Genomic DNA, 26,690 nt, shown 5'->3' with positions numbered 1-26,690 from the left:
TTACCGAAAGGTTTAAAAACGATAAACTGAATAAACTGCTAGACATAAAGTTTCATTAACAATAAAAATGAGCAACACCATGCCTAACAATAATGAAAATAGCAGAGCAAACAACACCGACAGCGCTGTATCTGCATTAATCAGCAGCATTTCTAATACCGTTAACAATGAAAAAATAAGCGCAATTATTAATGTCACTAATGTCATGGCCGATGCTATTTTTATTGTTAATGCAGATGGGGTGTTTGAATCAGTAAATCCCGTAGCAGCACGTTTTTTCAATGTAACGTCTGATTCATTAATAGGTAAAAAATGGCAAGATTGTTTACAAGAACAGTATCGCGATGACTATAAATACATGTTTGAAAGTTGGAAAAACAACTATCAAACACCACTCAACCATGGTCCGAAAGAAGTTAAAATAAGAAAAAATAATGGTAACTGTTTAGATGTTGAGTTATCTATATCATGTTTACCCGAATCGGTAGTCGCAAGTACCCCACTTTTTATTTGTATAATGCATGATATTTCAAAGCACGTTAAAAAATATAAAGTACTGGAAAACGTAGCCAGACTTGATCATCTCACTGGTATTGCTAATCGCTGTACTTTAGAAAAAACCATCATAAAAAATTGGCAAGAGTGCATAGTTAACAAGCAGCCTCTTAGCTTTTTACTTATTGATATTGATTACTTTAAATTATTTAACGATAACTTTGGCCATGTAAAAGGTGATAAGTGCCTTCAAAAAGTTGCTCGTACAATTGAAGAGTGCTTACCATCTAAAGACAGTTTAGTAGCACGCTATGGTGGTGAGGAGTTTGCTGTTGTGCTGCCTCGTTCGCACATTTCAAATGCACAAATGATTGCTAAGCGTATTCAAGAAAAAATACTCCACATTAATTTTAGAGATCTCGGTTTACCAGCGAATGTAAAAATAAGTGTAAGTCAGGGTTTAGCATGTGAATACAATAATCAATACAGAACATCTGAGGCATTAATATGCGCGGCGGATACTGCCTTATACAGAGCGAAGTCGGAAGGTCGTAATAAATTATGCATAAGGTGATGTACTAACTATTTGGTATAGCATTTATCTACTAAAATAAAAAAACCGCAATTGCGGTTTTTTTATTACTTGAGAAAAGCTTAAATATCGATTAACAATCCTTCATCCTTTTTAATCTTTTCGATCACCATATAAGTATGATGAGTACCCACGCCGGGAATATCTACTAAGTCGCCAAGAACTTGTCTATATTCTTCCATATTAGAAACGCGAATTTTTAATAAGTAATCATAACCACCAGCAACCATGTCACATTCGACTACTTGTTCTATCCTTAATATGTGCTCTCTAAATACTTTAAATACAGCTGTATTTGAAGCAACAAGCGATACTTGAACATGCGCTACTAAGCTCTGATTAAGTTTAGCTTCGCTAAGCTTGGCATAATAGCCTTCAATATACCCTTCTTGCTCTAATCGTTTAACACGATCTAGGCACGGGCTGGCACTCAAATTAACCTGTTTTGCGAGGTTAACATTAGAAATTCTGCCGTTCTTTTGAAGAACGTCTAGTATGGCTAAATCAATACGATCTAGCATGCGTAATCTATTTGGAATTGTCATAACAGAATTTTATGCGGATAAGTTAAATTTATACCCTGTAAATTATCGTAAATCGCGAAATTTAACCAGCATATTCTGCTGAATTTTAATTAGAATGCACTCACAATATCACTGGTAATTTATTGGTAATTAATTTTACTTTAATTCTTAACATCCTGAGGGTTGCTTATGTTATTCAACGGCGATTTAACTACTACTTGTCCTATCAGACAAAGAATCCGTGACTTCTACCGCATAGATGAAAATGCAGTTATTGATCATATTTTACCGCTTGCAGAAGTAGGCGTAAAAGCACGAAGTCGTGCCTGGGAAAGAGCCCGCCAGATTGTTTTGAACATTCGTAAAGAGCAAGATGGGCAAGGCGGTGTTGATGCGCTTTTAAATGAATTTTCACTCTCTAGTGAAGAAGGCGTTGTATTAATGTGTTTGGCCGAAGCACTGCTTCGCGTACCAGATAAAGCAACTCAAGATGTACTTATTCGTGACAAGTTAGCCAAAGGTGATTGGAGCTCTCATTTAGGAAGCAGCGATTCTTTATTTGTAAACGCATCTTCTTGGGGATTATTAGTTACCGGTAAAATGGTTAACTACACAGACAAAACTAAAGAACAACAGTTCGGCATGCTTAAAAAGACCATTGGTCGTTTAGGTGAGCCAGTTATTCGTAAGTCTGTAAACTTTGCTATGAAAATTATGGGCAAGCAATTCGTAATGGGTCGTACCATTGACGAAGCAATTGAACGTGCTGCCGAAACAGAGCAAAAAGGCTATGTGTATTCTTACGATATGCTAGGCGAAGGCGCGCGCACAATGAAAGATGCGAAGCGTTACTTTGACAGCTACATGAATGCTATACACTCAATTGGTAAAGCGGCTAATGGTCGTGGTCCAATTAAGAGCCCGGGTATTTCAGTTAAGCTTTCTGCTATTCATCCACGCTATGAGTTCACTCATAAAGACCGTGTGATGGAAGAAATAGTACCAAAGTTAAAAGAACTTGCGCTTGCCGCTAAAAAATACGATATCGGCTTTACCGTTGATGCAGAAGAAGCAGACCGTTTAGATATTTCATTAGATGTAATTGAAGCGGTATTCAGTGATGAAGATCTTGGTGATTGGCAAGGATTTGGCTTAGCGGTTCAAGCCTATCAAAAACGCGCTATTTTTGTAATTGAATGGCTAACAGACCTTGCAACCCGCGTTGGTCGCAAGATGATGGTACGTCTAGTAAAAGGCGCATACTGGGATACTGAAATCAAAACCACACAGCAAGATGGTTTAGATCATTACCCAGTATTTACCCGTAAAGCAACAACAGACGTTTCTTACAAAGCGTGTGCTATTAAAATGCTTGAAGCGCGCGATGTGCTTTATCCGCAATTTGCTACACATAACGCTTACACTGCCGCAACTATTTTAGAAGTAGCAAAAGGCGACAACACTGGTTTTGAATTTCAACGTTTGCACGGTATGGGTGAGTCATTATTCGACCAAATCGTTAACGAAGAAAAAATTCAATGCCGCGTATATGCCCCAGTTGGTCAACATGAAGACCTCCTTGCGTACCTTGTTCGTCGTTTATTAGAAAATGGTGCTAACTCATCATTTGTGAACGCAATTGTTGATACAACAAAACCTGTTGAATCACTACTACCAGACCCTGTAGAAACATTGCAAGGCTTGCGTAATAAGTACAATACGCAAATCAAAATGCCAATTGATTTATACGGTGAAGAACGTGCTAACTCAAAAGGCATGGATTTAACCGACATTAATGTTATCACTCCTTTCAAAGAGAATCTTGAAACATGGTTTAACGAGCACTTAATTGAGCAAAGCCAAGTACCTGAAGGCTCATTAGCTGTTAAAAACCCAGCAAATCACAAAGAAATCATTGGCCACGTTAAATTGCAAACTGGCGAAGAGATGAAAGTATTACTGGCTAACGCTGAAGCTGCACTTGAGTCATGGTCACAAACACCAGTAAGAGAGCGAGCTAACTTACTGCGACGCGTTGCTGACATATTAGAGCGTCATCACGACGAACTTGTTGCCATCTGTATTAAAGAAGCAGGTAAAGTAGCGCAAGATGGTATTGATGAAGTACGTGAAGCGGTTGATTTTTGCCGTTACTACGCGGCGCGCGCTGAGGAGCTATCGCAAGATGAGCGTTTTGAAGCCCGTGGCGTTATTTTATGTATTAGCCCGTGGAACTTCCCGCTTGCAATATTCTTAGGCCAAGTTGCCGCTGCGATTGTTACAGGTAACACTGTAATTGCAAAGCCTGCTGAGCAAACAAGTTTAATAGCCCTTCGTGCTATTGAACTAATGCTGTCTGTTGGTTTACCTGAGCATGTTGTTCAACCGGTTATTGCTCGTGGTTCTGAAGTAGGCAAAACAATTGTTCCTGATGAGCGCATTCAAGCGGTTATGTTTACAGGCTCTACTGAAACAGGCACATTAATTTCTCAAACACTTGCTGCACGTAACGATATTCAAGTACCGTTAATTGCAGAAACAGGTGGCCAAAACTGTATGATTGTCGACTCAACGGCGCTTCCTGAGCAAGTAGTTGACGATGTGATCAGTTCTGGTTTTCAAAGTGCTGGGCAACGTTGTTCTGCTCTTCGTGTGTTATTCATTCAAGATGACGTAGCAGATGGCATTATCGAAATGCTTAAAGGTGCCCTAGCTGAGCTACACATTGGCGACCCATCGTTACTATCAACTGATGTTGGTCCGGTAATTGATGAAAAAGCACTTAAAAACTTAAACGAGCACGTTGAGTACTTAAAAGGTAATTCTATACTTCATTACGAGTGTAAAATTCCGGATAACACGCAAAATGGCGCATACTTTTTTGCACCTCGTTTATACGAAATCAAAGATTTATCAGTACTTAAGCGTGAAGTATTTGGCCCATGTGTTCATATTGTTCGCTTTAAATCGAGCGAACTTGATGATGTGATGGATCAAATTAACAACACAGGTTATGGCTTAACAATGGGTGTACATTCACGTATTGAAGAGCGCTGTGAGTACCTTGCTAAAATGTCACGTGCGGGTAATGTTTACATTAACCGAAACATGATTGGTGCTATTGTTGGTGTGCAACCATTTGGTGGCCGTGGTTTATCAGGTACTGGCCCTAAAGCCGGTGGCCCTAACTACCTTCAACGTTTAGTAAAAGAAAAGGCATCACCAGATAACGTGCAAATGACAAACCTGACGCCAGATGAGCTTGATTTACACCACTACAGCGGTGCAGATGAGCAAGTTAAAAAGCTAATGGCTAACTCAATGCGCGATGAAAAAATCTGGCGTGCAACACCACTAAACGACCGAGTTTCGGCTGTACGTCAGTTGCTTGCTAAAATCGCGACGGTAGAAATTATCGACGATTTAGCAGACGATTTAGCATTAACATTATCAGAAGCTCGTGCACAGCTTAACCGCCTTGAAAAGCACATGCGTAAATTTACTACCCTGCCAGGGCCAACGGGTGAGTCTAATACACTTCATCTAGAAGCGCGTGGTTGTGTAGTGTGTTATGCAGATAAGAGCACATCATTTAACTTCTGGGCATTGTCTATCATTACCGCTATTGCCGCAGGTAATACGGTAATTACTGTAGCGTCTGAGCTGTTTTACGATGAAGCTGTTGCCTTTAAAGATAAATTTATCTCTACAGGTGTTGCTGAAGGTGTTTTCCAAGTAGCTAAACCTAATCAGTTACAAGCTATCTTAGCTCACCCTCATTTAGCTGGTGCGGTAGTTGCCGCTCGCTCGTCTCGTTTAGGCTACTTCAGCCAACAGCTTGCACAGCGTAAAGGCGCAATTTTACCGGTAATTAGCTCTGAGTATTACGATACATTAATCAAGCGCTTAATTACTGAAAAAACAATTAGTATTGATACAACAGCATCAGGCGGTAATACCTCGCTAATGACGCTTGTTGAAGATGATGAATAATTAAGCTAATAGTTTTTCACTAAAAAATAAAAAAAGGCACTGTAAAGTGCCTTTTTTATTTGGTCGTTACGTATAAGTTTGTTAGTTTAAAAGTAGATTAACAACTGAAGCCGTGAAATTGAAAACCATTCCTATTACTAAGTTAGTCCCAGGTATGTTTGTGCAAAGCGTTACCAAACAAACTGGCAGCATTAAAATTAAAAACCAAGGCTGGGTTAAAACTCAAGCTGGTATTAATAACCTGATAAAAGCAGGTATTTTAGAAGTAGAAATCGACCCAGATAAAACCCTCATTGATTCAGTCCCTGAAAAAGATCCTATCGCTACACCTACAACAAAAATAAAGCGTGATCCTTGGCAAAAAATAAACAGCGCTGAGCAAGAAATGGGAAAAGCAAAAAAGCTTTATGACGAAGCAAAAACACTGCAAATAAAAGCATTTAAAGATATAAAAGCTGGCCGTGATATAGATATAACCCCGTTTAGAGAACTGGCAAGTGGCTTTATGGATTCTGTTTTTAGAAATCAAGATGCCCTAGCCTGCCTTACCCAAATGCGCCAAAAAGATGCCTACCTACTTGAGCACTCAATTAATGTATCAATATTAATGGGTATTTTTGCAAAACACTTAAATATAGAGAAAGACACTATTGTTGAGCTGACTACCGGCGCACTATTACACGACATTGGTAAAATAAAAATCCCTGATGAAGTGCTAAACAAACCTGGCCGCTTTACAGACGACGAATTTAAAATAATGAAAATGCATTCGCTTTTCAGTAAAGAGATATTAGAAGACTCTGGCTTAACAGGAATCGCGGTAGATATTGCAGGTATGCACCACGAAAGACTCGATGGTAAAGGCTACCCGTTTGGTAAAAAAGGTGACGAGATAAGTCAGTATGTGCGTATGGCGTCAATTGTAGATGTTTATGATGCACTTACCGCAGAACGTGTTTATAAAGCAGGCATGGAGCCAATAAAGGCGTTTAAAATATTAAAAGACGGGTGCCCTGATAGCTTTGATCCTGTGCTGCTTAATAAATTTATTCAATGTATTGGCATCCATCCGGTAGGAACGCTTGTAAGGTTATCGAGTCAAAGAGTGGGTTTGGTCACCGAGAGTAATCCGGGGGCACCACTAAAACCTGTCGTTAAAACATTTTACAGCGCTAAGCATAGCCGCTACACCGAAGTAAAAGATATTGATTTATCTAATAAAAAAACTGTAGACACTCTTGAGTCAGCGATTAAACCTAAAGAATATAACATTGATTTAGAACGCTTTTATAAAAATTCAATATTATCCTAAGCACTATTGAGAGCTCAATATTCTACCGAGCTCTCAACATGATAACTAAGCGCTTACTGCGGCCAGTCTTGCAAAGCTTTTAAGCTAAACTCATAACCATCAAAATCTAGCACACTTTGCTCAGGTGTAATTTCTGTGACTGTTAGAGCTCCTATGCTTTCTCCTTCGTGTAATTCTCGGCCATTTAGCTTGATCCAACGTTTATCAGCACTCGATGAATATATATGCGCTTGATATTTAATACTAGGTAACATTGATTGCAAACCATCAGGTAATAACTCAACAGGCTCAACACGTGATGACGTTTTTGACGCTTGAGTAACTTCATAATCTTGGTTTTTTTCGACATCTTGTATAGCTTGCGCAAATGCATTTTTAAGAGTTGTAGGCACAGCATCAAGCTCAGGGTCACTCGTCTGTTGAGATTGGGTGCTGCCATTAATTGGCTTACCCAATACTTTATATTTACTCATATCAAGTTGAGCCGATGCGGTATTTTGATTTTGCCCAAATACCGAAGTGTTTTGTGCATTATTTGGATTGTAATTACTTTGTGGGTTAAACGCCGGCTGATTGTAATTTTGAACAGGCATTACTTGTTGCATACTTTGCTGATTATAACCTGCTGCGCTCGTGACTTGGCTCGACGGTATAGGAATATACTGACCATTTGGGGTTAATAACATTTGCTGTACACCATTGGGGGTTTGCACATGCACAAGTTGCCCTTCAATCGTTGCAGTATTTGTTGGAGCTACTTTAGCAGGCTCTAGCTTAGCTACTTGCTGTTTTTCAGCTTCAACATCTTCCTCTTTAACGTCTTTGTTAGGCGATGATTTTTCGCTTTCCACCACCTTAATTACAGCGGGTTCCGCTGCGTTTAATAAAGTCGTACTCTGGAACCACTTTCCGGCGGTAAAGCCACCCGCTACCGCAATAAAAGCAGCTAAGCTTGTACCAAATACTAATGCTAATCGTCTATAACGCTTAAGTGCTTGCTGTTGCTTTAACTGCTCAGATTGTAAGTCGTACTGTTCAGCACTCATATCTGATTGCTGCGACTGCTTTAGCGCATCTAATAAATAAGACATAACTTACCTAACTATAAAATAAATGAAAGCCCAATGCCTACGGCAAATAAAGCAGCGAATGCAAGGCTATAGGGTACAAATGACGTTGCTTTGTTAGCTTGGTTAACCGGTGCTACAAAATCCATGGGTAAAGACTCATGGGCTGATTTTTTTATTATATCGCTATCAACTATCAACTGCTGCTTTGCAAAAGTCCCAACTAAAGCACGCTCACAGACCAAGTTCATTAATCGTGGCACACCGCCAGTTAATTGATGAACAGCTTGCATGGCATCCATCGAAAAGATTCCTTTATCACACCCTGCAATATGTAACCGATGCTTTATGTAAGCGACTGTTTGGCCTTGCGTAAGTGGTAATAAATGGTAACGAGCCGTTATCCTCTGGGCAAGTTGCCTTAATTCGTTGCGCTTCAAAAGATCTTGCAGCTCAGGTTGACCAACCAATACTATTTGTAATAATTTTTTATGATCGGTTTCTATATTTGTCAGCAAACGTAATTGCTCAAGCACGTTAGGGGCAAGTAATTGTGCTTCGTCAATAATAAGTATAGTGTGCCCGCCCGATTTATTATTAGTCTCTAAATGCTTTTTTATAATATCGGTAAGGCTTTTAAGTGTCGCATTATGAACATCGTAACTAATATTGAGCTCATCACAAATACTGGCTAATAACTCCAGCTCTGAAAGCGCTGGGTTATGGATCATCGCTACTTGAGTGTTTTCAGGAAGCTGCTCCAACATACTGCGGGTAATTGTAGTTTTACCTGTACCTACTTCACCTGTTAATAATACAAAACCACCGTCTTCACCTAATCCATAGGTAAGGTGTGCTAAGGCTTCTTTATGTCGTTCACTTAAAAATAAGTAATGAGGGTTGGGCGAAATCGAAAAAGGTTTTTCGTTCAGGCCAAAATAGCTTAAATACACCGTGATGTTCCTTCGTAATTAAATCACGGCCTATAATGGCAAAAAAATGCGCTGAGTGACAACGTTGTAAGCGCTTTATTATTGAAATAACGTAAATTTATGTAAAACAAAAAAGTGCAGCTGTTTTAAGGCTGCACTTTTGTCTGTCTAATCTTTGTATGCATTTTACTCTTCGTAGCGCACTAATCGTAAATACACATTACTGGTTTTAGCATGTAAGCTATTCAACCCACTATCAAATTGATAAACCCACGCTGAGCTCATTGTGCTTACACCCGATGTATTTGACCAATAGTTTTGAAGCTTAGTGCCCAAAAATACGTTTTCATTAATACTCGGCTCTGTGCAACTGTGCTCTAAAATACTCGCCAATTCTTTAATGTTAGGCATTTGCCAATCATCGTAATCTGCGGTTGTATCATTTTTAGCACCACGAAGTGCTTCTTGCCAAGTAAGAGAAGGTGTTGAGCCTTCACAAAGTTGTGTCTCTGTATTATAAGTTTGCCCATAACTACAGCGTTGCCACATAAGGCCTGTTTCACTATCAGACACTGTGCCATCTGCATTTATGGTAAATCTATCTGTCGGTGTTGTGGTATCTGCACCGTCGTAGCACGTTTGCGCCGCTGCAATATTAAAGCTCAAGCTTATAGTTGCTAGTGCATAGAGTAATTTTAATTTCATTATTTTCTCCTAACGACTTCTAACTAAACGTACATAAGCAGTATTTTCTTTTGGATAAGCAAGGTCGTTACCATCACTCATATCAATGATATACGCTTGAGATAAACTGGTACCATCAGCTGCTGTTTGTGAGGTCCAGTAACGTAAATGGCTTAATGCACTTTCACTTGGAATATTAGGAAAAAATGCCTCATCAATTAATATGCTTTGCCCTTGTTTACCGTAATCAATTAAGCCCAAAAGCTCTGTATAAGTAGGTAATCGCCAGTTTGTACCACCACAAAAATCTAAATCATTAACTTCGTTTATATAACTTTGTACTCCACAACTTGTATTGTCCGGACACGTTGAATTGGCTGTACTGGTATCGGTAAAAGTCGTATTCCCTACATCCCAAAAGTAATGATTTTGACCATCACGTAGCGAAGTATTTGGTACCGTGCCAGATGCCACACTTTTCACCTCCCATACAAGCCCAGTAACATTATCGCGTATACAGGTAAAGTCACTACTATCATCACCAACTTCATCAGCAAACTGATTAAGTTTAGTGTAATCAAACGCTAAATTACCTTTGCCAACTTTATCTAAGCGGTTTGCATAGCTATCGCGTCCAAGCTCTGCATCTTGCGCTGGAAAGTCATCACTCTCACAATTAATACGTTGAGTATTGTTATAACACTCACCAACACCACTATCGTTGATGAATCCAAGTGCTTTGGGTGATACATCAACAAATAAGGAGTCTGTATCTGTGCGTCCTTTTGAGTCGGTTACCGTGACTTCAAAGCTCAATGTAGACTCAGTATCAACATCTGAGGCAAAAAATGTTGTTGTACATTGGTCACTATTGCTTAATGTTTCGCTATTACCGGTAAGTTGTTGCCATTTACACTTATAGGTATCGGTAACTGTTTCGCTATTTGTAGCATCAAGCGTTACTTGTTCAAACTCTTCAACATTTTGATCTGCGCCTGCATTTGCATCCACTAACTCATTTGTTTTGTTGAGTGTCATTGAATATTGAGTGCTCGCCTCGCCACCTTCATCATCAATGACAGTTAGCTGCCAAGATAAATTCACGTTACTTTCAAGTAATGGATGAGAAAAACTAAGAGTTGATTCATTAAAACTCTCAATATCTAAATCAGGACCCGATAGCAATTGCCACAAATAACTATCAATTTGGCCATTATCATCAGGATCGCTCGACTCTAGGGCACTCAAAGTCACTGTATCTTTGTATACAGAGGGAAGTGTTTCAGGAGATGTTTGTGTAACAACAGCAAGAGGTAGTTGGTTATTAGAGCTCACTGAAATAGAAATGTCGTCACTAACAGCGCTACTACCTGTACTTTGATAGCTCACTCTTAATATTATTTCACTATCAGTTTTTACGTCAGGTGCAGTAAGTGTTTGCTCAGCTCCTTCAAGGGGGAAACCTTCTATGCTTGGGCCACTAACTTGTTGCCATGAAAACGTACCATCAGCGGGGGAACCTTGTGCTGTGATGGTAAATTCAGATTTTTCGATAATTTGTAAATCGGCTCCAGCATTAACAGACGTTTCAACAACTGTATTATCGCTATCACCGCCACCGCCTCCACACGCACTCAGTAAACTACAAGAAATGAGGGAGATTAAAGCAAACGCTTTCATACGCAGCACCTTATTATGTCAAATAATTACTATAGTGTAATCACTAGCAATAAAGATGCCATTAAAGTACTACATATATGTGTCTTGATGAATACGTACAAACAACTTCGTACCGATTTTACTGTAATCTATTTTGTATTCACGCCCGTCTAGAGCTTGAATAAACAGCAACTGCTTTTCTTCGCCAAATACATCAGCGCTACTTACATAAACCATTTCTAAATAACGCTCTTTTGCATCACGGCGGTTTTTAGGTAATTCTTCTTTAAATGGCTCCAGACCATGTTGCGTTACTTTAATTCGAGGATGAATTTCAGAGTTTACAATCACTAAATCATGCTTTTTATCTTTATGTATTATGGTGTTTCGACCACTTTTTAAAAAGGCTCTCTCTTGACTCATTTTTCTTTCCTACAGTCGTAGCTTAATTACTAAGCTGCGACGCTATAAACTGACTAGGCTCGCGCTTCCACTTATTTAAGTTAGCACTAAATGCCCAAATATCTCTATCTAACACGCTGGCAGGCAATAATAAATCGTAACCTGTTAGCTGCTGAAGGTGCTTAGTTCTATTAGCAAACATGGCTATAAGCCCAGTATAGCTTATCCCTTTATGGGATGTGTAATGTGTATCTTCTATTAACCATTCTGATGGGCAATTGCCATTTTTGCAATGCTTTTGAACAACTTGCATAAATAAATTACGCTGCTCTATTAATAATTTCCCTGCAATTCTAGGCGCTATGCTTGATAAAAAGTCGTCTATATCATTTACCTTAACGCCAACCGCATTTAATTCTAAATAGTCAAAGCCATCTTCTACTTTGGGTATTCCACTGTGATGAAAGTTACTATGAGGCATACACCAAGCTCCGTACTTGTGGCAATAAACGAGCTCAGATTCGCTCAATATAAGGCTATGGTATGGTTCTTGAGATTTTAAAAATCCAATAAAAATAGCCACAAGGCACAAGCTCACTAAAAATATTTCAAGTATGCTAATCTCACCCGGCCTCAGTAAATTAAATAACATAATAAAGACTAAGCCTATAGCACCTACAACAATCGCCTCAATTGCGTTTCGCGCGCCCTGTGCCCGAAACTTAATGACATTGTCAGATTTATCCATATCGGTAAAACACCATATAAAAAACAAACATAATAATGCCCCAAATTATGACCTTTCTTGTTGTTATACATAAGTTACAGCTAGTTTTAAATTTCATACATTACCGCTTTTTCCTCAACAAAATAGGAACAATGAATAAATCTTATTTACTTTTACGCTTAACGCACAAATTTATGAGATACATAACCGTCTTTTCACGGTCTTATTTCGTACAATACTTACAATTCATTTTCAGGTATGAAATCAATGTACTCAAGACAATCAGGTAAAGCACTTTTTCCATTTATTATTACGTTACTTCTAATATTTAGCGTTTATTTATATCTACCCGCTAGCCACGGCGAACAAGCCGATTCATCACAAATGTCTACCGAAGTAACGGCTCATACTGTTACCTCTGAGGAAAACGCAGTGATGATAGAGGCCATCGGTAGTGCACGTGCAAACCAAGCTATTTATATAAAAAGTGCGCAAAACGATTATGTCACAGATATATATTTTAAAGATGGCGACTTAGTCAGTAAAGGACAAAAATTAGTACAGTTACAAAGCCAACAAGAGCAACTCGCAGTTAAAGAACTCGGTATTAACTTACGTGAGGAAAAACGCCAGTTAGATCGCCTTACCGAACTTTCACGCTCGCAATCAACGGCAAAGTCATTACTTGAAGAACAATTATCTCGTGTTGATGCCACTGAAGCTCAACTAGAAAGCGCTAAAACAAAGTTAAATGAAATGACTATTACCGCGCCATTTTCAGGCCTGTTAGGTAAGCGTGAAATATCAGTTGGCGCCTACGTAAGCAACACAACAATAATCACCACACTTGATGATATTAGTATTATTAAAGTTGACTTTAAAGTACCTGAAAAATATTTAGCACAATTAAACATGGGTATGAAAGTACTTACCCAAAACGATGCCTACCCAGGGCAGACATTTAACGGCAAGGTAACGCATATTAGCTCGCGTATTGATTCGGTAACACGCAGTGTTGAAGTAACTGCAAGTTTTGCTAATAAATCAGGATTACTTCGCCCAGGTATGCTACTAAATACAGCACTTGAGCTAAGCAGTAACCAAGCTTTAATGGTGCCAGAAAAAGCGGTTATCCCTTTACAAGACAAACACTTTGTTTTTCAAATTCAAGACGGAGTAGCCAATAAGGTTGAAGTGCATGTTGCTGGCAGAAATAATGGCTGGGTTGCTATCGATGAGGGTTTAAATGATGGCGAGCAAATTGTTACTGAAGGGCTAATAAAAATTCGCTCTGGTAGTAAAGTAAGCGTAAAGGGGTAATACGTGAAAATTACTGATACTAGCGTTAAACGCCCCGTTTTTGCCATAGTAATTAATTTACTACTCCTTACTTTTGGTCTGGTTGCATTTACTATGCTGCCACTTCGTGAGTACCCTGATATTGAAACGCCAATAGTAAATATCAGCACTGAATACACAGGTGCTTCTGCCGAAATTATAGAAACCAAAATAACGCAAATAATAGAAAATCGAATTTCCGGTATTGAAGGTATTAAAAGTATTAACTCTTCGAGCCGTAATGGGCGCTCAAACATTACCATTGAGTTTGATATTAACCGCGACATAGATGCTGCATCTAACGATGTACGTGAACGTGTAGCACGTGCACTTGATAGTTTACCCGATCAGGTACGCCCACCAGAAGTGTCTAAATCAAATAGTGATGAAAGCCCAATCGCATGGTTTGTATTAAACAGCGAAACAATGGACTCGTTACAGCTCTCTGACTACGCGCAGCGTTTTATTGTTGACCGCTTAGCCGTAGTAGATGGTGTATCTAATGTACGTATTGGTGGTGAGCGCCAATACGCTATGAAAATTTGGCTAAACCGCCAAGCAATGGCTGCACGCGGTATTACCTCAAGCGATATTGAAAATACACTGCGTACAGAAAACGTTGAATTACCTGCCGGCGAAATAGAATCAATAGATCGTGACTTTACCGTGCGTACTGCACGTAGTTATAAAGATCAGCGCGATTTTAAAAATCTTGTTATTAAACGTGGTGAAGAAGGTTATTTAGTGCGTTTAGGTGAAGTTGCCGACGTAAAATTAGAAGCTGCCGATGACGAAAGCTTATTTCGTGGTAACGGGCGCAACATGATTGGCCTAGGAATTGTAAAACAAGCTAAAGCAAACACGCTTACCGTAGTAGACAACGCACGCAGCGAACTTGAAAAAATCAAACGTAACCTACCTGAAGGCACAACAATTCAAGACAGCTACGATTCATCAGTATTTATTAAAGAATCAATTAGTGAAGTTTACAACACACTTGCCATCTCTATGGGTTTAGTCGTACTCGTTATATTTTTGTTTTTAGGCAATATACGAGCAACGCTTATTCCTGCGGTTACCGTACCGGTCGCACTTGTTGGTAGCTTTATGTTTTTATTAGCAATGGGCTACTCAATCAACTTACTAACTTTACTTGCCTTAGTACTGGCTATTGGTTTAGTAGTAGATGATGCCATTGTAATGCTTGAAAACATTCACCGTCGTATTGAACTGGGTGAGCCGCCATTACTAGCTGCATATAGAGGTGCGCGTGAAGTTGGTTTTGCCATAGTAGCAACCACGCTTGTACTAATATCGGTGTTTGTCCCATTGGTGTTTATGGATGGCCGTATAGGGGCATTATTTACTGAGTTTGCAATGGCGGTGAGTGCTGCCGTATTTTTCTCAAGTGTTACAGCGCTTACTCTTGCACCAGCCCTGTGTTCTAAAGTACTTAAAGTATCAGACAAACCAAATAAATTTAGCCAATGGATGGACCGCCAGTTTACTAAAATTGAAGTAAGTTACCGTAATTCGCTCTCCACTAACATAACCCGTAAATGGGGCTTAATGGTGAGCTTATTATTAGCGGGCTTTGTAAGTTACTCGTTGTTTTTACAAGTTCCCTCTGAGCTAACGCCAAAAGAAGACCGTGGCACGTTCTTTATTATGATGAGCGGCCCTGAGGGCGCAAGTTACGAAAATAACGCCGCTAATATGGCTAAAATTGAAGAACGCTTAATGCCTTACTCGCAAGCAGGTGAGCTAAGTCGCGTACTTGTTCGAGTACCTGGCTGGGGTGGCAGCGGCGGTGTTGCTATTGTTGGTATGGCCGATTGGGATAAGCGCAAACGCTCAACATGGGAAGTAATGGACGAAATAAGCGGTAAAATGCAAGAAGTTACCGATGTTCGTGCATTTGCCATTATGCGCCGTGGTATTGGCGGTGGTGGTTCATCTCGCCCTATTGAGTTTGTATTGCAAGGTAATGATTATGCACAACTTGCCGATTGGCGTGACCGTATAATTAAACGTGCCGAACAAAATCCTGGTTTAGTAAGAATCGATCATGATTATAAAGAAACCTTTCCGCAATTTTTAGTCAGCATAGATAAAAACAAGGCTGCTGATTTAGGTGTTTCGGTATCTGATGTAGGCCGTACACTTGAAACAATGCTTGGCCAGCGCCGTGTTACAACCTTTATTGACCGTGGTGAAGAATACGATGTAATTTTAAAAGGGACAAAAGAAGACTTTGCTAACCCTACTGACATTTCAAATATATACCTTAAATCACGAAGCGGTGAACTAGTCCCACTTGATAGCCTTATCAGCTTAAAAGAAGAAGCAACCGCATCGCGCTTAAACCGATACAACCGTATGCGCGCAATTACATTAAGCGCCAACTTAGCCGACGGTTATACGCTTGAGCAAGCGCTTAACTTTTTAAACGAAGTAGCCGCGCAAGAAAACGATATAGATGGCGCCGTAGATTACAAAGGCGAATCGCAACTTTATTACGAAGGCGCATCAGCGATGACCTACGTATTTATACTTGCACTCACTGTTACCTTTTTAGTACTGGCAGCGCAGTTTGAAAGCTTTATGCATCCGTTCGTCATTATGCTTACCGTACCACTTGGTTTAATGGGCGCTATGTTCGGACTTTGGGCTACAGGACTTACCTTAAATATTTACAGCCAAATAGGTATTGTCATGCTCATTGGGTTAAGTGCTAAAAACGGTATTTTGATTGTAGAATTTACTAACCAACTGCGCGATAAAGGCGTTGAATTTAGTGAAGCTATTTTGCAAGCAGCAACTCAGCGTTTGCGCCCTATTATTATGACCTCGCTGACTACGGTTATGAGTTCGGTACCTTTAGTACTTGCTTCAGGTCCGGGCGCTGAAAGCCGTATGGTGATAGGTGTAGTCGTGTTTACTGGGGTTATTATATCGACCCTACTAACTCTTTTTGTTGTACCTGCTGCATATTATGCACTTGCACGTAACACTCAATCACCTGAGTTTTTACAGCAAAAATTAGACAAACAAGCTGCTGAAAAACCTTTCGAAGAGATCTAGCCTCTTAATTGCGCCGTAACCTTGTTGTTGCGGCGCATACAATTTATGCTCGCCTTTAAACCCCATATACATTTTAGGAATACTTATGAGCTCAACAACGCAAGTAGCAACATTTGGTGGCGGCTGTTTTTGGTGTATAGATGCTGCATTTAGACGTGTAAATGGCGTACTAACCGTAAGCTCTGGCTACACCGGCGGTGAAACAAATAACCCAACATATGATTCTGTATGCTCAGGCACAACCGGTCACGCTGAGGTTGTTAAAATTGAATTTGACGCGACTGTAGTTAGCTTTGAAACACTCTTAGCAATGTTTTTCACACTGCATGATGCAACACAATTGAATCGCCAAGGTAACGATATAGGCACACAATATAGAAGTGTGGTTTACTATCACGATGAAGCTCAACTTAAGCAAACCAACGAAATGATAGCTCAACTGCAAAGCCATGTCGCTGAGCCAATTGTGACAGAAGTCAGCCCTGCCACTACGTATTATCCAGCAGAGCATTATCATCAAGATTACTATAACGAAAACCCACAGCAGGGTTACTGTAGTATTTTAATAGCACCTAAGTTACACAAGTTTGAAACCGTATTTAAAGAGTTCTTAGCTGACTAGCTAATTTTAGTAGTTAAACTTAGCTACACATTAAAAAGCCCGACATATATCGGGCTTTCTAATATTAATAAATACCGTTAAAACTGGTAGCTTGCGCCTGCAAAAAAGCGACGCTCTGGCGTGTTGTAGTAATACACTTCACCCGTTGTAAAATCAGTGTTTGAATCAACAGCGTTATATTCTTTATCAAATAAGTTTTCTACACGAAGTGAAACTTCAATATGTTCATTTACTTGATAATTACCCGCTAGGTTCCAGAGTGTATAAGAGCCTAAGCGCGTCACAGCACCTTGTCGGTCGCTACGGTATTGCATGTCTAAGCTTGCATCAAAAGCACCAAACTGTTTTGCAAGTTCCCAGTTAAAAGTACGTTTAGCAACATTACGCAACTCTGCGCCAGTTTCTTCGTCTTCAGCGCTTAAGTAAGCAAAGTTAAGGTTGCTATCAAAACCAAAAAACTGCTGAGATAAGCTAAATTCAACCCCTTCGTAGCGTGCTTCATCGATATTAGCCAATGCAAAGTTTGCATCGTAATCAATCTTATCTTCTATATTGTTTCTAAATATTGCAATATCAACTTGCGCGATATCAAAATCCACACTCAAACCTAACTCACGGTTTACTGATTTTTCAGGTTGTAAATCAGGGTTACCATAAAGTGGATAATATAAATCGTTAAATGTAGGAGCTTTAAAGCCAGTACTTTGGCTTATACGAAATATTGCATCTTCAGATAAATGATAACCTGCAGCGGCGGTATACGTTGTTTCATCGCCAAATTGCTCGTCATCATCTTGGCGAACAGTTAAATTAGCCAGTACTTTATCTGCATCGTAGTAAGCACCTACAAACACAGCAAGTACATCGCGGCTGTCTTCAACAAATAGTTGCGAACTATGCGACACATCATCGTTGTACCAATTAACACCACCACTAATGTTAAGTTCATTAGATAACAGGTACTGGCCGTTATAATCAATTTGTGTGCGTTTAGTTATAAATGTACTTGTTGTTGGCCCAACTGAAAAATCAACATAAGTGTTATCTGAATCATCTGTTGAAAGCGCTAAATCAATACTATGCGTTTGGTTAGTGTAGTTTTTACTCCAACCTGCAGAAAGTTGATAGTTTTTAAAATCATCTCGTTCAATCGTGCTGTCTGCTGGGCTAAAGCTACTGTCGTAATCTGCATAACCTTCACTGTATTGGCCTAATAACTTAAAGTCGCCGTAATGTGCATCGGTGTAGTTTACTTTAAACCCAAGGTTTTTATTTTCATAGCCATCTTCATCAGGTGCTACGCCTTGCAGTACATCAAAGTTATCTGTTTTTTCAAAGCCTGCGTTAAATGCTGTTGTTATATCATCTGATTTTACAGAGCCTGCAACTTGATAATTTTGATAAGAGTCAGAACCAAATGTAGCGCTTAGGGATAAGTTATCTGACTCACGCGTAATAATATTAATAACACCAGCGAGTGCATCAGAACCATAAACAGCCGCGCGAGAGCCTTTAATAATTTCTATGCGTTCAATACTATTTAGAGGGACATTATTTAATGCTTTTTGACCTAGTGTTGCTGAGCCTGTACGTACACCGTCAATTAAAATCAACGTATCGCCAGAGCCCGTACCACGCAGTGACACACCTGTATTTTGACCAAAACCACCGTTTGGATTAACCTGAAAACCCACTCGCGTGCTTAAAAGTGTAGGTAAATCGCGTACATTACTAGCTTCTATTTCAGCACGTTCAATAACATTTACACTCGCTAAAACGTCGTTAATTGATTGCTCAAACTTATTAGCTGTAACGGTTATTTTTTCAATTGATTGCTCTGCACCAGACACAGAAAATGAAAGCGCAGCAGAAATTGCAACGCCTAGAGTTGTTTTGTTTAACATGAGGTCCCCTACCTTTGCCCACCGCAAAGATTTAAGTAAGTAAGATTGCATCAAGGCCGGTCTCCGGACTCAGTAAGCACATAAAAACATGCAATACTCTACCGTTGCGGGGGCAGTGTTGGGCTTGTAGTCATCATGAAAACGCACCAACTTCCCGATTATCCTGCTAAAAAAATCATTACATGAAGTGGCTAGCAAGCACCTTGAAAATATGCCGTCATTGTGAGTATTTTGTTTACAAATGTCAATGGACGTCTATATAGCTAAAAGCTATTTCAGTTCAGTGCTGTATTATTATAGCTTGAAGGAATACCGTACTTATCAAGTAGCTTCTGAAGTTGCATTTGTGTAGTAGGTAAATTTAATATTTCATCCATTTTGTGACTAGATATTTTATTTGATTGTGAGTTAATCAAAAAATGTGTTTCATACACTGCATCTGGTACGTCACTCTTAAATAGTAAATCCATATTTAAGATATTCTGCTTTTTAAAATACTGATAAGCAATACTGTTTAAAACCCCGACTTCAGCGCGCCTTAATAGCAGCATTTTAACTACATTGAATTCATCGATTGTAAGGCTTACCTGGTGCTCTTCTCTCAAGTATTCGGTATTTGTATTAAATCCTGCAAATTGATACGAGTACCCTAAAACCCCAACTTTGGTTAATTTGTCCAGATTGTCAAAATAAGTTTGTTCTGACGCATTCTCTTTGAGTGTATAAAGCTCGTTTTTGGTGATGGTATAAAATTCAGTTTTTTCAATATTTTTCTGCGTTTTTTTTGGCAACCATTGCATTGCCATTAAAAATAAAACGTCGAAGTTATTTTTTTCAACAGACAAAGTAAGCCTTTTTACAGGTAAAGAAATAAGTATAAAGTTAAATTCCTCCTGTGCGTCGTTTAAAATATTAATAAACTCAGGAGCAAAGCCCTGCTTTTTTTGCGCGTTTATAATAATTGGAAAGTAACCATCTTCGACCAATACATCAATATCAACTGGTTTTGATAAGCTTGGCTTAGTAAATATAAGCAAAACAAATAACAGAAATAATTGATGGGGTCTCATTTTAATGCCTTCTAGAGTGAAATTTTTATTATATTCAATTAAATATAATAGCTTAAATATCAAAAAATGGATTAATACATGCAGAACTACGAGAGGATAAGGAGGGAAAGTTGTAAAAAATTAAGTAGCTTTAATCTGTCTGCAAATACAGACAAATTAAAGCTCTTTTATTAAAAACAGTTTATAAATTAGTCGCGAAAGTTTTTAAACTGAAAAGGCTGACCTAAATCGGCACTGCGTACTACCTGCATTGCCTCTTGAAGATCGTCACGCTTTTTACCTGTCACACGTACTTCTTCGCCTTGAATAGCGGCTTGTACTTTAACTTTTGAATCTTTAATGGCTTTAACCACTTTTTTGGCCATGTCTTTTTCGATACCTTGCTTTAACCCAACGTTACGAAATACATTTTTTCCTGCACGGCTAATATCTTGAAGCTCTAAACTAGCTACATCCATACCGCGCTTTGAAATTTTTCCCGCTAAAATATCGAACAACTGCATAACTTGAGAGTCAGCTTCTGCTTTAAGCTTAATTGTTTTATCGTTTAGCTCAATAGATGCATCAACGCCTCTAAAATCAAAGCGAGTCTCTAGTTCACGGTTTGCGTTATCAACCGCATTTTTAGCTTCGTTCATTTCTACTTCAGATACAATATCAAATGAAGGCATTAGTATACTCCTAACTATTTAATCTTAATTTTATGTGGCAATTATAACGCTAAAATTATAAATCTTTACATTTTTCTGCATCTTGTTCAGGTGCGATACTAAATTAGTTTGATATACTTGCGCCTCTTTTTTAAGCGATTTTAGGATTTGTCGTGACAAGGCGTGTTTATCAAGCAGTTTTTTTAATCAGCATAGTGGCTTTCACCTTTTTATTTGCTAAAGAAATAAAAGGTGGCGTTGTAAATTTATTCCCTCATGTTGATAAAGTAGCCCATTTTGGGATTTTTTTTATATTAGCCATAATAATGGATAAGGCTTTTAAGCTTCCTTTATATGCTCAAATACTCTTATTAGCAGGCTATGGCGCCTCGATAGAAATAATGCAAGACGCACTTCCTTATAGGCAAGCATCACTTGGTGATTTTTTTGCTGATTTTGCAGGTGCTGCAAGCTACTTTTTACTTAGAGTAATTTTTACACCTCGAAAAAAGAACCCACATGGCTAATATTTTAATCGTTGGCGATGGCGCTATTGGCTTATTGCTGAGCCACTTTTTGAGCGCATCGCATAATGTCAGTGTTTTAACTCGTAAAACCCCAACAAACACCCGCTTTTACAGCAGAGGTAAGGGTGCATCAAAAAAAATTGACGCAAAATTTATTTCACTAAATCAGTTAGATAAAGCAACTGAATTTGATGTAATTTTATTTACCGTTAAAGCTTTTCAAGTGCTTGATGCTTTTTCTCAAATAAAGCCATTTTTACCAACACATTGCTCTGTTGTACTTTCGCATAATGGAATGGGCAACGTTGATGAGATAAATAACCAGCTAAACACTCATCAAGCACTCTACTTTTTAACGACAAGCATAGCGGGCTTTAAATCAAACCAATATATTGTGCAACACACAGGTGAAGGACAAAGCGTTATTGGTGGCTGTAATGCGCTTGCACTTCAAAATAGTGCGCCAATAGCTGATATTTTTAAAGTAATACCCAACCTAAAGTTTACTAATAACATTCAGCAGCTTCGTTTTGAAAAGCTACTCGTCAATATTGCCATTAATCCATTAAGCGCTTTAAGTAATGTAAAAAATGGCGAACTACGTGCACCTAAGTACAATACAATAATTTTTAATGCACTCACTGAAGCATGCAATATTGCAAAGGCTCAAGGGCTTAATATCCCATTAATTAAAGCTCTCAATACCGCTTATAAAATAATGGAGTTAACCGCAAATAATTACTCATCAATGCAGCAAGATATAGCTCACAATAGAGAAACTGAAATATCAGCTATATGTGGCTATATTAGCCAACAAGGTAAACTTCACAGTATTCCAACGCCTTACAACGATGAGTTGTTAGTCAAAATTCAGGCAAAAAAAAGCGTGGTATAAACCACGCTTATATAAATTCTTAACTTTAAGACGACAAACCTTATGGGCGATAAACTTTTACAGTTTCGAAGCCCTGTTCGTGCAGCATAAGTGCCTGTAGTTGGCTCATAACGCCTCTGTCACAATATAAATAGTAGTCAGTGTCTTTTGGTAAATCACCAAACTTTGTAGCCAAACGGAAGAACGGTAAATGCACCACCTCAACACCATCGATTGCAAGCGGTGCAGCTTCTTCTTCTTCAGGTGAGCGAATATCAATAACTACAGAGCCTGCAGGTAAATCAGCAACCGACTCAGCCTCTTTTAGCTCTTGCTTTGCCTCTACGTCAATATCGCGTACATCCATTATGCGAGCGTTATTTACTACGGTATCTAGCACATCAAAATCGAACTTTTCTTCTTCAGCTTCTATTACTTCAATTTTGGCTTTAACTGTCGGCTTTTTAGAAATAACACCACAATATTCAGGCATCGTTTCAGCCATTTCAGCAGTACCAATTTGGCGAGCAAGATTAATAATTTCTTGTTTATCATTTTGAATTAGCGGGCGTAAAATAAGCGTTTCAGTAACACGGTCAATCACACTTAAGTTCGCTAATGTTTGACTAGATACTTGGCCAATACTTTCACCAGTGACAAGCGCCTGAATGTTCAACTTTTCAGCCACTACACTTCCTGCTCGCATCATCATACGTTTAAGCACAACACCCATTTGGCTGTTTTCAACATTTTCTAGAATTTCAGCAACAACAGGTTCAAAATCAACTGTTATAAATTTCACTTTATGTGTTGAGCTGTATTTTTTCCATAAAAAATAGCTCGCTTGCTTAACACCAATCTCGTGCGCTGCGCCACCTAAATTAAAGAATAAAAAGTGCGTACGTGCGCCTTTACGAATCATTTGGTAACTTGCTACGCCAGAGTCAAAACCACCCGACATAAGCGAAAGCACGTCTTCTTGCGTTGGTAGTGGAAAGCCCGCCATACCAAAATGCGTTTGCGAAACAATGTAAGCTTTATCGTCTTTTACTTCTAAGCGTATTGTTACTTCTGGACGGCTAAGCTTTACGCTTGCGCCTTCAATATGTTGATTTAGCCCACCACCAACATAACGCTCTAAATCAGTCGAGGTAAAGTCGTGCTGGCCTATACGCTTAGCACGCACACAAAAGGTTTTGCCCACAATTGTGTGACCCACTAACGCTATTGTTTTTTGATAGATGTCATCAAGAGTTTCAAATTGCGTTTCAGTTACTTCAATAAACTGAACGATACCAGGTATGCGTTTAAGGCTGTCGATAAAATCAAGGCGAACTTGTGCATCTTCAAGCTTTGTAACAACTGAAATATTATCCCAGTTATTTCTTACTTGTACTTTTTCGTCAAGACGTCGCAATACAATTTTAATGTTATTTTCTAACACTTTAGTAAAGCGTTTACGGACCGAACGGCTTTTGATGGCTATTTCAGGATGTAGTTTGACGATAAATTTAAGCATAGTTCACTCTTAGACTGCGGGAATTCGCGCTCCCAGGCATTTGGCGCGCGATTATAGCAAAAAATTCAGCGTCTAGGAAACAGCCAATAATTATCGATTAAGCAACCGCAAGGGCCTGTTGTGCTAATTCGGTGTATTTTTCGCGTAGCAGGTTCATTTTATCAATGCTTTTATCGGTACTGTACGCTCTAAATAATGTAAGTACTTTTAAAATACCATGATATATATCTTGCTCAGCAAGGGTACCGCTTGGCCTACGAGCCTTAATATAAGGCGTCCAAAAGCTAACAGTTAACTTTAGTGTATGGGCCAAATCAATCACATCTTGCTCATCAATAGCAATCATTTCACTATCGCGAAGACCTAGAATAATTTTACGAACTTGCTCTAATAACTCTAACTGAAAATCAATGTAAGCTTGTTTTAGCTCAGTGTCTCTGGCGAGTATATCGCCAAGATTGTCGTAAAAAAAATGGTAACGCCACATCAATTCAAATAACGAATCTAAATAAGCCGTTAAATGATTAAATGCATCATCATCTTTATTAATAGGTTTAAAGTGAGTATTTAAATGATCGCGATACAGCGCAAAAATATGACGGATAATGTCTTCTTTATTTTTAAAATGATAATAAAGATTACCCGGGCTCATCCCTAAGTTTGATGCAATATGATTTGTCGTTATTGCACGCTCACCATTTTCGTTAAACAACAAAATACTGGTGTGTATTATTTTATCCTTGGTATTCATATGCTAATACTCAAATTATCTATAGGCTACATTACACTCAAAAGAGGTAAACAGTATAAACAAATATGAATCATTAAAACACTCAAACCTTGGACTGACCTGTTCAAAGAAAGTAAGTGTTTATATGCTTTATTAGCTAGGCTGCTTTGTGCCATAAACACTGTTAAACTAGCGCTAAAATCATAAATAGTGAACATTATGAAAGTTATTGCAATTTACCCGGGCACCTTTGATCCACTAACCAATGGTCATACAGATCTTATTCAACGTGCAGCTAAAATGTTTGATACTGTATTAGTTGCGGTTGCGAACAACCCAAGTAAAAAACCCTGTTTTAACCTTGAAGAACGTGTTGAACTTGCAAACTCTATTTTAAGTCACTTAGATAATGTTAAGGTCATTGGTTTTTCTGGCTTATTGGCTGACCTTGCGCGCGATCACAATGCTAATGTGCTTATTCGTGGTATTAGAGCGGTATCTGATTTTGACTATGAATTTCAATTAGCTAACATGAACCGCCGCCTGAATCCTGATTTAGAAAGTGTATTTTTAACACCCGCAGAGCGAAATTCATTTATTTCATCAACGCTTGTTAAAGAAGTAGCACGTCACAATGGTGATGTAAGCGAGTTTGTAGACCCTGTAATTGTCAAAGCGCTAAAAACTAAATTGGGCTGTGGTGCCAGTTAATAATAAATAAGGCCTGTTAGCACTGAAATCCATTACTAATAGGCCCTTTTATTAAACACTTTATTTAGCTTTCCTTCTAACCAAGCAAGTTTTAAAACATCTTTACCTATAAAGAAAACTAAAACCATGGTCAAATCTGTAAAATTTATACCTACTATGTACACCCACCAGAACCACCAAAATTCATAATGGTGCATAACATCATTATCTATATACATTGCAAAAAATAAAAAAGTGTTTATACCTAAACCAAATAATAAATAAATGTATACACCGCTAATTTTTATAAAAAAACCAGATAAAATAATAACAAATAGAGTAATACTATCGAATAAGAAAAAATCGAAGTAAGTTATCGAGTCCATATCAATAAAAATACTAGAAGAGTAAGAAAGTGCCATGATGAAAGATAGCCAAACAATGCTTTTATCTGCGTTATTTATAGAGCTTACTAAAGAATATAGAAAAGCCATCAAAAAGCCCCACTGTACAAAAGCACCTATATAAAAAGAGATATTTGTATTTAAAAGTAGCTCAATCATCTCACCCCAACACTATATAAACCGTTATTGTACCGCTTAACATATAACGGCAACATAAAAAATGCACAAAATCACTCTTCTTTTAAGTTGAGCTTTACTGCCTCAGCGATCTAAACTTAACCTTCTAACACACCTTAAAAGCTTGTTTAAGCCTAAAACATCCTTATTGATGATTAATACCAATGCCATTGTAAAGTCGACAAAATACATTCCAAAAATATAAACTGTCCAAAACCACCAATAGTAAAGAGTACCTGCAATTTCAATATCGTAATGCATACCTAAAAATAAACATGCATTAATAAAAAGCCCTACAATTAAATAGTCAAAAGCAATTGGTACTAATTTTTTATATATAAATCGCCAAAGTATCAGGGCGCTAATAGTAGCAAGATCATAATAGAAGTAATTTAGGTGAGGATTTTCAATCAGTGGATCCATAAAAAGACTAGATATGTATGAAACCATCATTATAAATGAAAGATGCGCTCTACTTTTATCATTTTTATTAATACTCGCTGATAGGTTATATAAAAATGCGATTAGGAAGAACCATGTAAATAGTATTGCTACGTTATATCCTAAATCTACCAGTGCCCAAAGTATGTCAGCTACCACTATTATTCCTTTTCATAATACTATTGTGGAACCATATTTTAATTGCAGCTAAAGCTAAAAAATCTTTGTTTATAAAAAATATAGCTAGCATCATAAAGTCGGCTAAATTAATAA

The 26,690-nt window shown here is 38.4% G+C and carries 23 protein-coding genes and 1 riboswitch; of the genes, 9 read left to right on the top strand and 14 right to left on the bottom strand.

The features are described from left to right. Positions 1-79: 79 nt before the first annotated feature. Complete coding sequence (locus tag H5122_RS07405) at positions 80-1,069, top strand: sensor domain-containing diguanylate cyclase (RefSeq protein ID WP_182681813.1); 990 nt, start codon at positions 80-82, stop codon at positions 1,067-1,069. 80 nt (positions 1,070-1,149) lie between these two features. Here H5122_RS07405 and H5122_RS07400 read toward each other — a convergent pair whose 3' ends face one another. Further along, positions 1,150-1,632 carry a winged helix-turn-helix transcriptional regulator gene (locus H5122_RS07400; RefSeq protein WP_024596882.1) on the bottom strand — a complete coding sequence of 161 codons (483 nt, stop codon included), beginning with the start codon at positions 1,630-1,632 and terminating at the stop codon, positions 1,150-1,152. Between the two features lie 168 nt (positions 1,633-1,800). Between H5122_RS07400 and putA the strand changes: the two genes are divergently transcribed. Together putA and H5122_RS07390 are read left to right on the top strand one after the other, a co-directional pair. After that, complete coding sequence (gene putA / locus H5122_RS07395; RefSeq protein WP_182673359.1) at positions 1,801-5,604, top strand: bifunctional proline dehydrogenase/L-glutamate gamma-semialdehyde dehydrogenase PutA; 3,804 nt, start codon at positions 1,801-1,803, stop codon at positions 5,602-5,604. 118 nt (positions 5,605-5,722) lie between these two features. Continuing rightward, positions 5,723-6,916, top strand: coding sequence for an HD-GYP domain-containing protein (locus H5122_RS07390; protein ID WP_182673358.1), 1,194 nt, complete (start codon positions 5,723-5,725; stop codon positions 6,914-6,916). A 53-nt stretch (positions 6,917-6,969) separates the two neighbouring features. On the opposite strand, the gene H5122_RS07385 is transcribed toward H5122_RS07390, so the two are convergent. From H5122_RS07385 to H5122_RS07360, 6 genes are all read right to left on the bottom strand, one after another. Beyond that, positions 6,970-8,007 carry a general secretion pathway protein GspB gene (locus tag H5122_RS07385; protein ID WP_182681812.1) on the bottom strand — a complete coding sequence of 346 codons (1,038 nt, stop codon included), beginning with the start codon at positions 8,005-8,007 and terminating at the stop codon, positions 6,970-6,972. A gap of 11 nt (positions 8,008-8,018) precedes the next feature. Continuing rightward, on the bottom strand, positions 8,019-8,936 hold the full coding sequence (locus H5122_RS07380) for an AAA family ATPase (RefSeq protein WP_182681811.1): 918 nt from the start codon (positions 8,934-8,936) through the stop codon (positions 8,019-8,021). A gap of 165 nt (positions 8,937-9,101) precedes the next feature. Then, positions 9,102-9,620, bottom strand: coding sequence for a DUF1566 domain-containing protein (locus tag H5122_RS07375; RefSeq protein ID WP_039484834.1), 519 nt, complete (start codon positions 9,618-9,620; stop codon positions 9,102-9,104). Positions 9,621-9,629: 9 nt separating this feature from the next. After that, positions 9,630-11,279 carry a DUF1566 domain-containing protein gene (locus tag H5122_RS07370; RefSeq protein WP_182681810.1) on the bottom strand — a complete coding sequence of 550 codons (1,650 nt, stop codon included), beginning with the start codon at positions 11,277-11,279 and terminating at the stop codon, positions 9,630-9,632. A 69-nt stretch (positions 11,280-11,348) separates the two neighbouring features. Further along, on the bottom strand, positions 11,349-11,681 hold the full coding sequence (locus H5122_RS07365) for a hypothetical protein (protein WP_024596875.1): 333 nt from the start codon (positions 11,679-11,681) through the stop codon (positions 11,349-11,351). 22 nt (positions 11,682-11,703) lie between these two features. Beyond that, positions 11,704-12,408 carry a DUF2982 domain-containing protein gene (locus H5122_RS07360; protein WP_024596874.1) on the bottom strand — a complete coding sequence of 235 codons (705 nt, stop codon included), beginning with the start codon at positions 12,406-12,408 and terminating at the stop codon, positions 11,704-11,706. Positions 12,409-12,654: 246 nt separating this feature from the next. Between H5122_RS07360 and H5122_RS07355 the strand changes: the two genes are divergently transcribed. The 3 genes from H5122_RS07355 to msrA all read left to right on the top strand — a co-directional run bounded on the left by H5122_RS07355 (position 12,655) and on the right by msrA (position 17,431). Then, complete coding sequence (locus tag H5122_RS07355) at positions 12,655-13,707, top strand: efflux RND transporter periplasmic adaptor subunit (protein ID WP_182681809.1); 1,053 nt, start codon at positions 12,655-12,657, stop codon at positions 13,705-13,707. Between the two features lie 3 nt (positions 13,708-13,710). Continuing rightward, positions 13,711-16,809 carry an efflux RND transporter permease subunit gene (locus H5122_RS07350; protein ID WP_182681808.1) on the top strand — a complete coding sequence of 1,033 codons (3,099 nt, stop codon included), beginning with the start codon at positions 13,711-13,713 and terminating at the stop codon, positions 16,807-16,809. 85 nt (positions 16,810-16,894) lie between these two features. Next, on the top strand, positions 16,895-17,431 hold the full coding sequence (msrA, locus tag H5122_RS07345) for a peptide-methionine (S)-S-oxide reductase MsrA (protein WP_024595951.1): 537 nt from the start codon (positions 16,895-16,897) through the stop codon (positions 17,429-17,431). Positions 17,432-17,508: 77 nt separating this feature from the next. Here the strand turns inward: msrA and H5122_RS07340 are convergent, their stop codons facing one another. The 3 genes from H5122_RS07340 to H5122_RS07330 form a co-directional block, all read right to left on the bottom strand. Further along, positions 17,509-19,335, bottom strand: a complete 1,827-nt coding sequence (locus tag H5122_RS07340) for a TonB-dependent receptor domain-containing protein (RefSeq protein ID WP_182681807.1) — start codon at positions 19,333-19,335, stop codon at positions 17,509-17,511. Positions 19,336-19,371: 36 nt separating this feature from the next. Continuing rightward, a riboswitch (cobalamin riboswitch) is annotated at positions 19,372-19,556 on the bottom strand. 54 nt (positions 19,557-19,610) lie between these two features. After that, positions 19,611-20,405 carry an ABC transporter substrate-binding protein gene (locus tag H5122_RS07335; RefSeq protein WP_182681806.1) on the bottom strand — a complete coding sequence of 265 codons (795 nt, stop codon included), beginning with the start codon at positions 20,403-20,405 and terminating at the stop codon, positions 19,611-19,613. Between the two features lie 188 nt (positions 20,406-20,593). Next, complete coding sequence (locus H5122_RS07330) at positions 20,594-21,076, bottom strand: YajQ family cyclic di-GMP-binding protein (protein WP_002958753.1); 483 nt, start codon at positions 21,074-21,076, stop codon at positions 20,594-20,596. 152 nt (positions 21,077-21,228) lie between these two features. Here H5122_RS07330 and H5122_RS07325 point away from each other — a divergent pair, with 152 nt between their 5' ends. Together H5122_RS07325 and H5122_RS07320 are read left to right on the top strand one after the other, a co-directional pair. Beyond that, positions 21,229-21,582, top strand: coding sequence for a VanZ family protein (locus H5122_RS07325; RefSeq protein WP_002958754.1), 354 nt, complete (start codon positions 21,229-21,231; stop codon positions 21,580-21,582). Further along, the gene (locus H5122_RS07320) at positions 21,575-22,477 is read left to right on the top strand and encodes a ketopantoate reductase family protein (RefSeq protein ID WP_182681805.1); all 903 of its coding nucleotides are present in this window, start codon (positions 21,575-21,577) and stop codon (positions 22,475-22,477) included. The genes H5122_RS07325 and H5122_RS07320 overlap by 8 nt, the downstream gene beginning before the upstream one ends. Positions 22,478-22,517: 40 nt before the next feature. On the opposite strand, the gene thiI is transcribed toward H5122_RS07320, so the two are convergent. Beyond that, on the bottom strand, positions 22,518-23,975 hold the full coding sequence (gene thiI, locus H5122_RS07315; protein ID WP_149602230.1) for a tRNA uracil 4-sulfurtransferase ThiI: 1,458 nt from the start codon (positions 23,973-23,975) through the stop codon (positions 22,518-22,520). A 97-nt stretch (positions 23,976-24,072) separates the two neighbouring features. Further along, positions 24,073-24,726 carry a TetR/AcrR family transcriptional regulator gene (locus H5122_RS07310; protein WP_182681804.1) on the bottom strand — a complete coding sequence of 218 codons (654 nt, stop codon included), beginning with the start codon at positions 24,724-24,726 and terminating at the stop codon, positions 24,073-24,075. Positions 24,727-24,924: 198 nt separating this feature from the next. On the opposite strand from H5122_RS07310, the gene coaD reads away from it, so the two are divergent. Continuing rightward, positions 24,925-25,416: a pantetheine-phosphate adenylyltransferase gene (coaD, locus tag H5122_RS07305; protein ID WP_024595945.1), complete on the top strand. Its 492-nt coding sequence runs from the start codon at positions 24,925-24,927 to the stop codon at positions 25,414-25,416. A 35-nt stretch (positions 25,417-25,451) separates the two neighbouring features. Here the strand turns inward: coaD and H5122_RS07300 are convergent, their stop codons facing one another. Both H5122_RS07300 and H5122_RS07295 read right to left on the bottom strand, forming a co-directional pair. Beyond that, complete coding sequence (locus H5122_RS07300) at positions 25,452-25,958, bottom strand: hypothetical protein (RefSeq protein ID WP_182681803.1); 507 nt, start codon at positions 25,956-25,958, stop codon at positions 25,452-25,454. A 102-nt stretch (positions 25,959-26,060) separates the two neighbouring features. Next, a complete protein-coding gene (locus H5122_RS07295) occupies positions 26,061-26,576 on the bottom strand; it encodes a hypothetical protein (RefSeq protein ID WP_182672979.1) in 516 nt (171 codons plus the stop codon). Between the last annotated feature and the right edge of the window lie 114 nt (positions 26,577-26,690).

This window comes from Pseudoalteromonas sp. SG43-8 (assembly GCF_014164245.1).
GTDB classification, from domain to species: Bacteria; Pseudomonadota; Gammaproteobacteria; order Enterobacterales; family Alteromonadaceae; genus Pseudoalteromonas; species Pseudoalteromonas distincta.
This window is presented reverse-complemented; position numbering and strand designations above follow the sequence as displayed.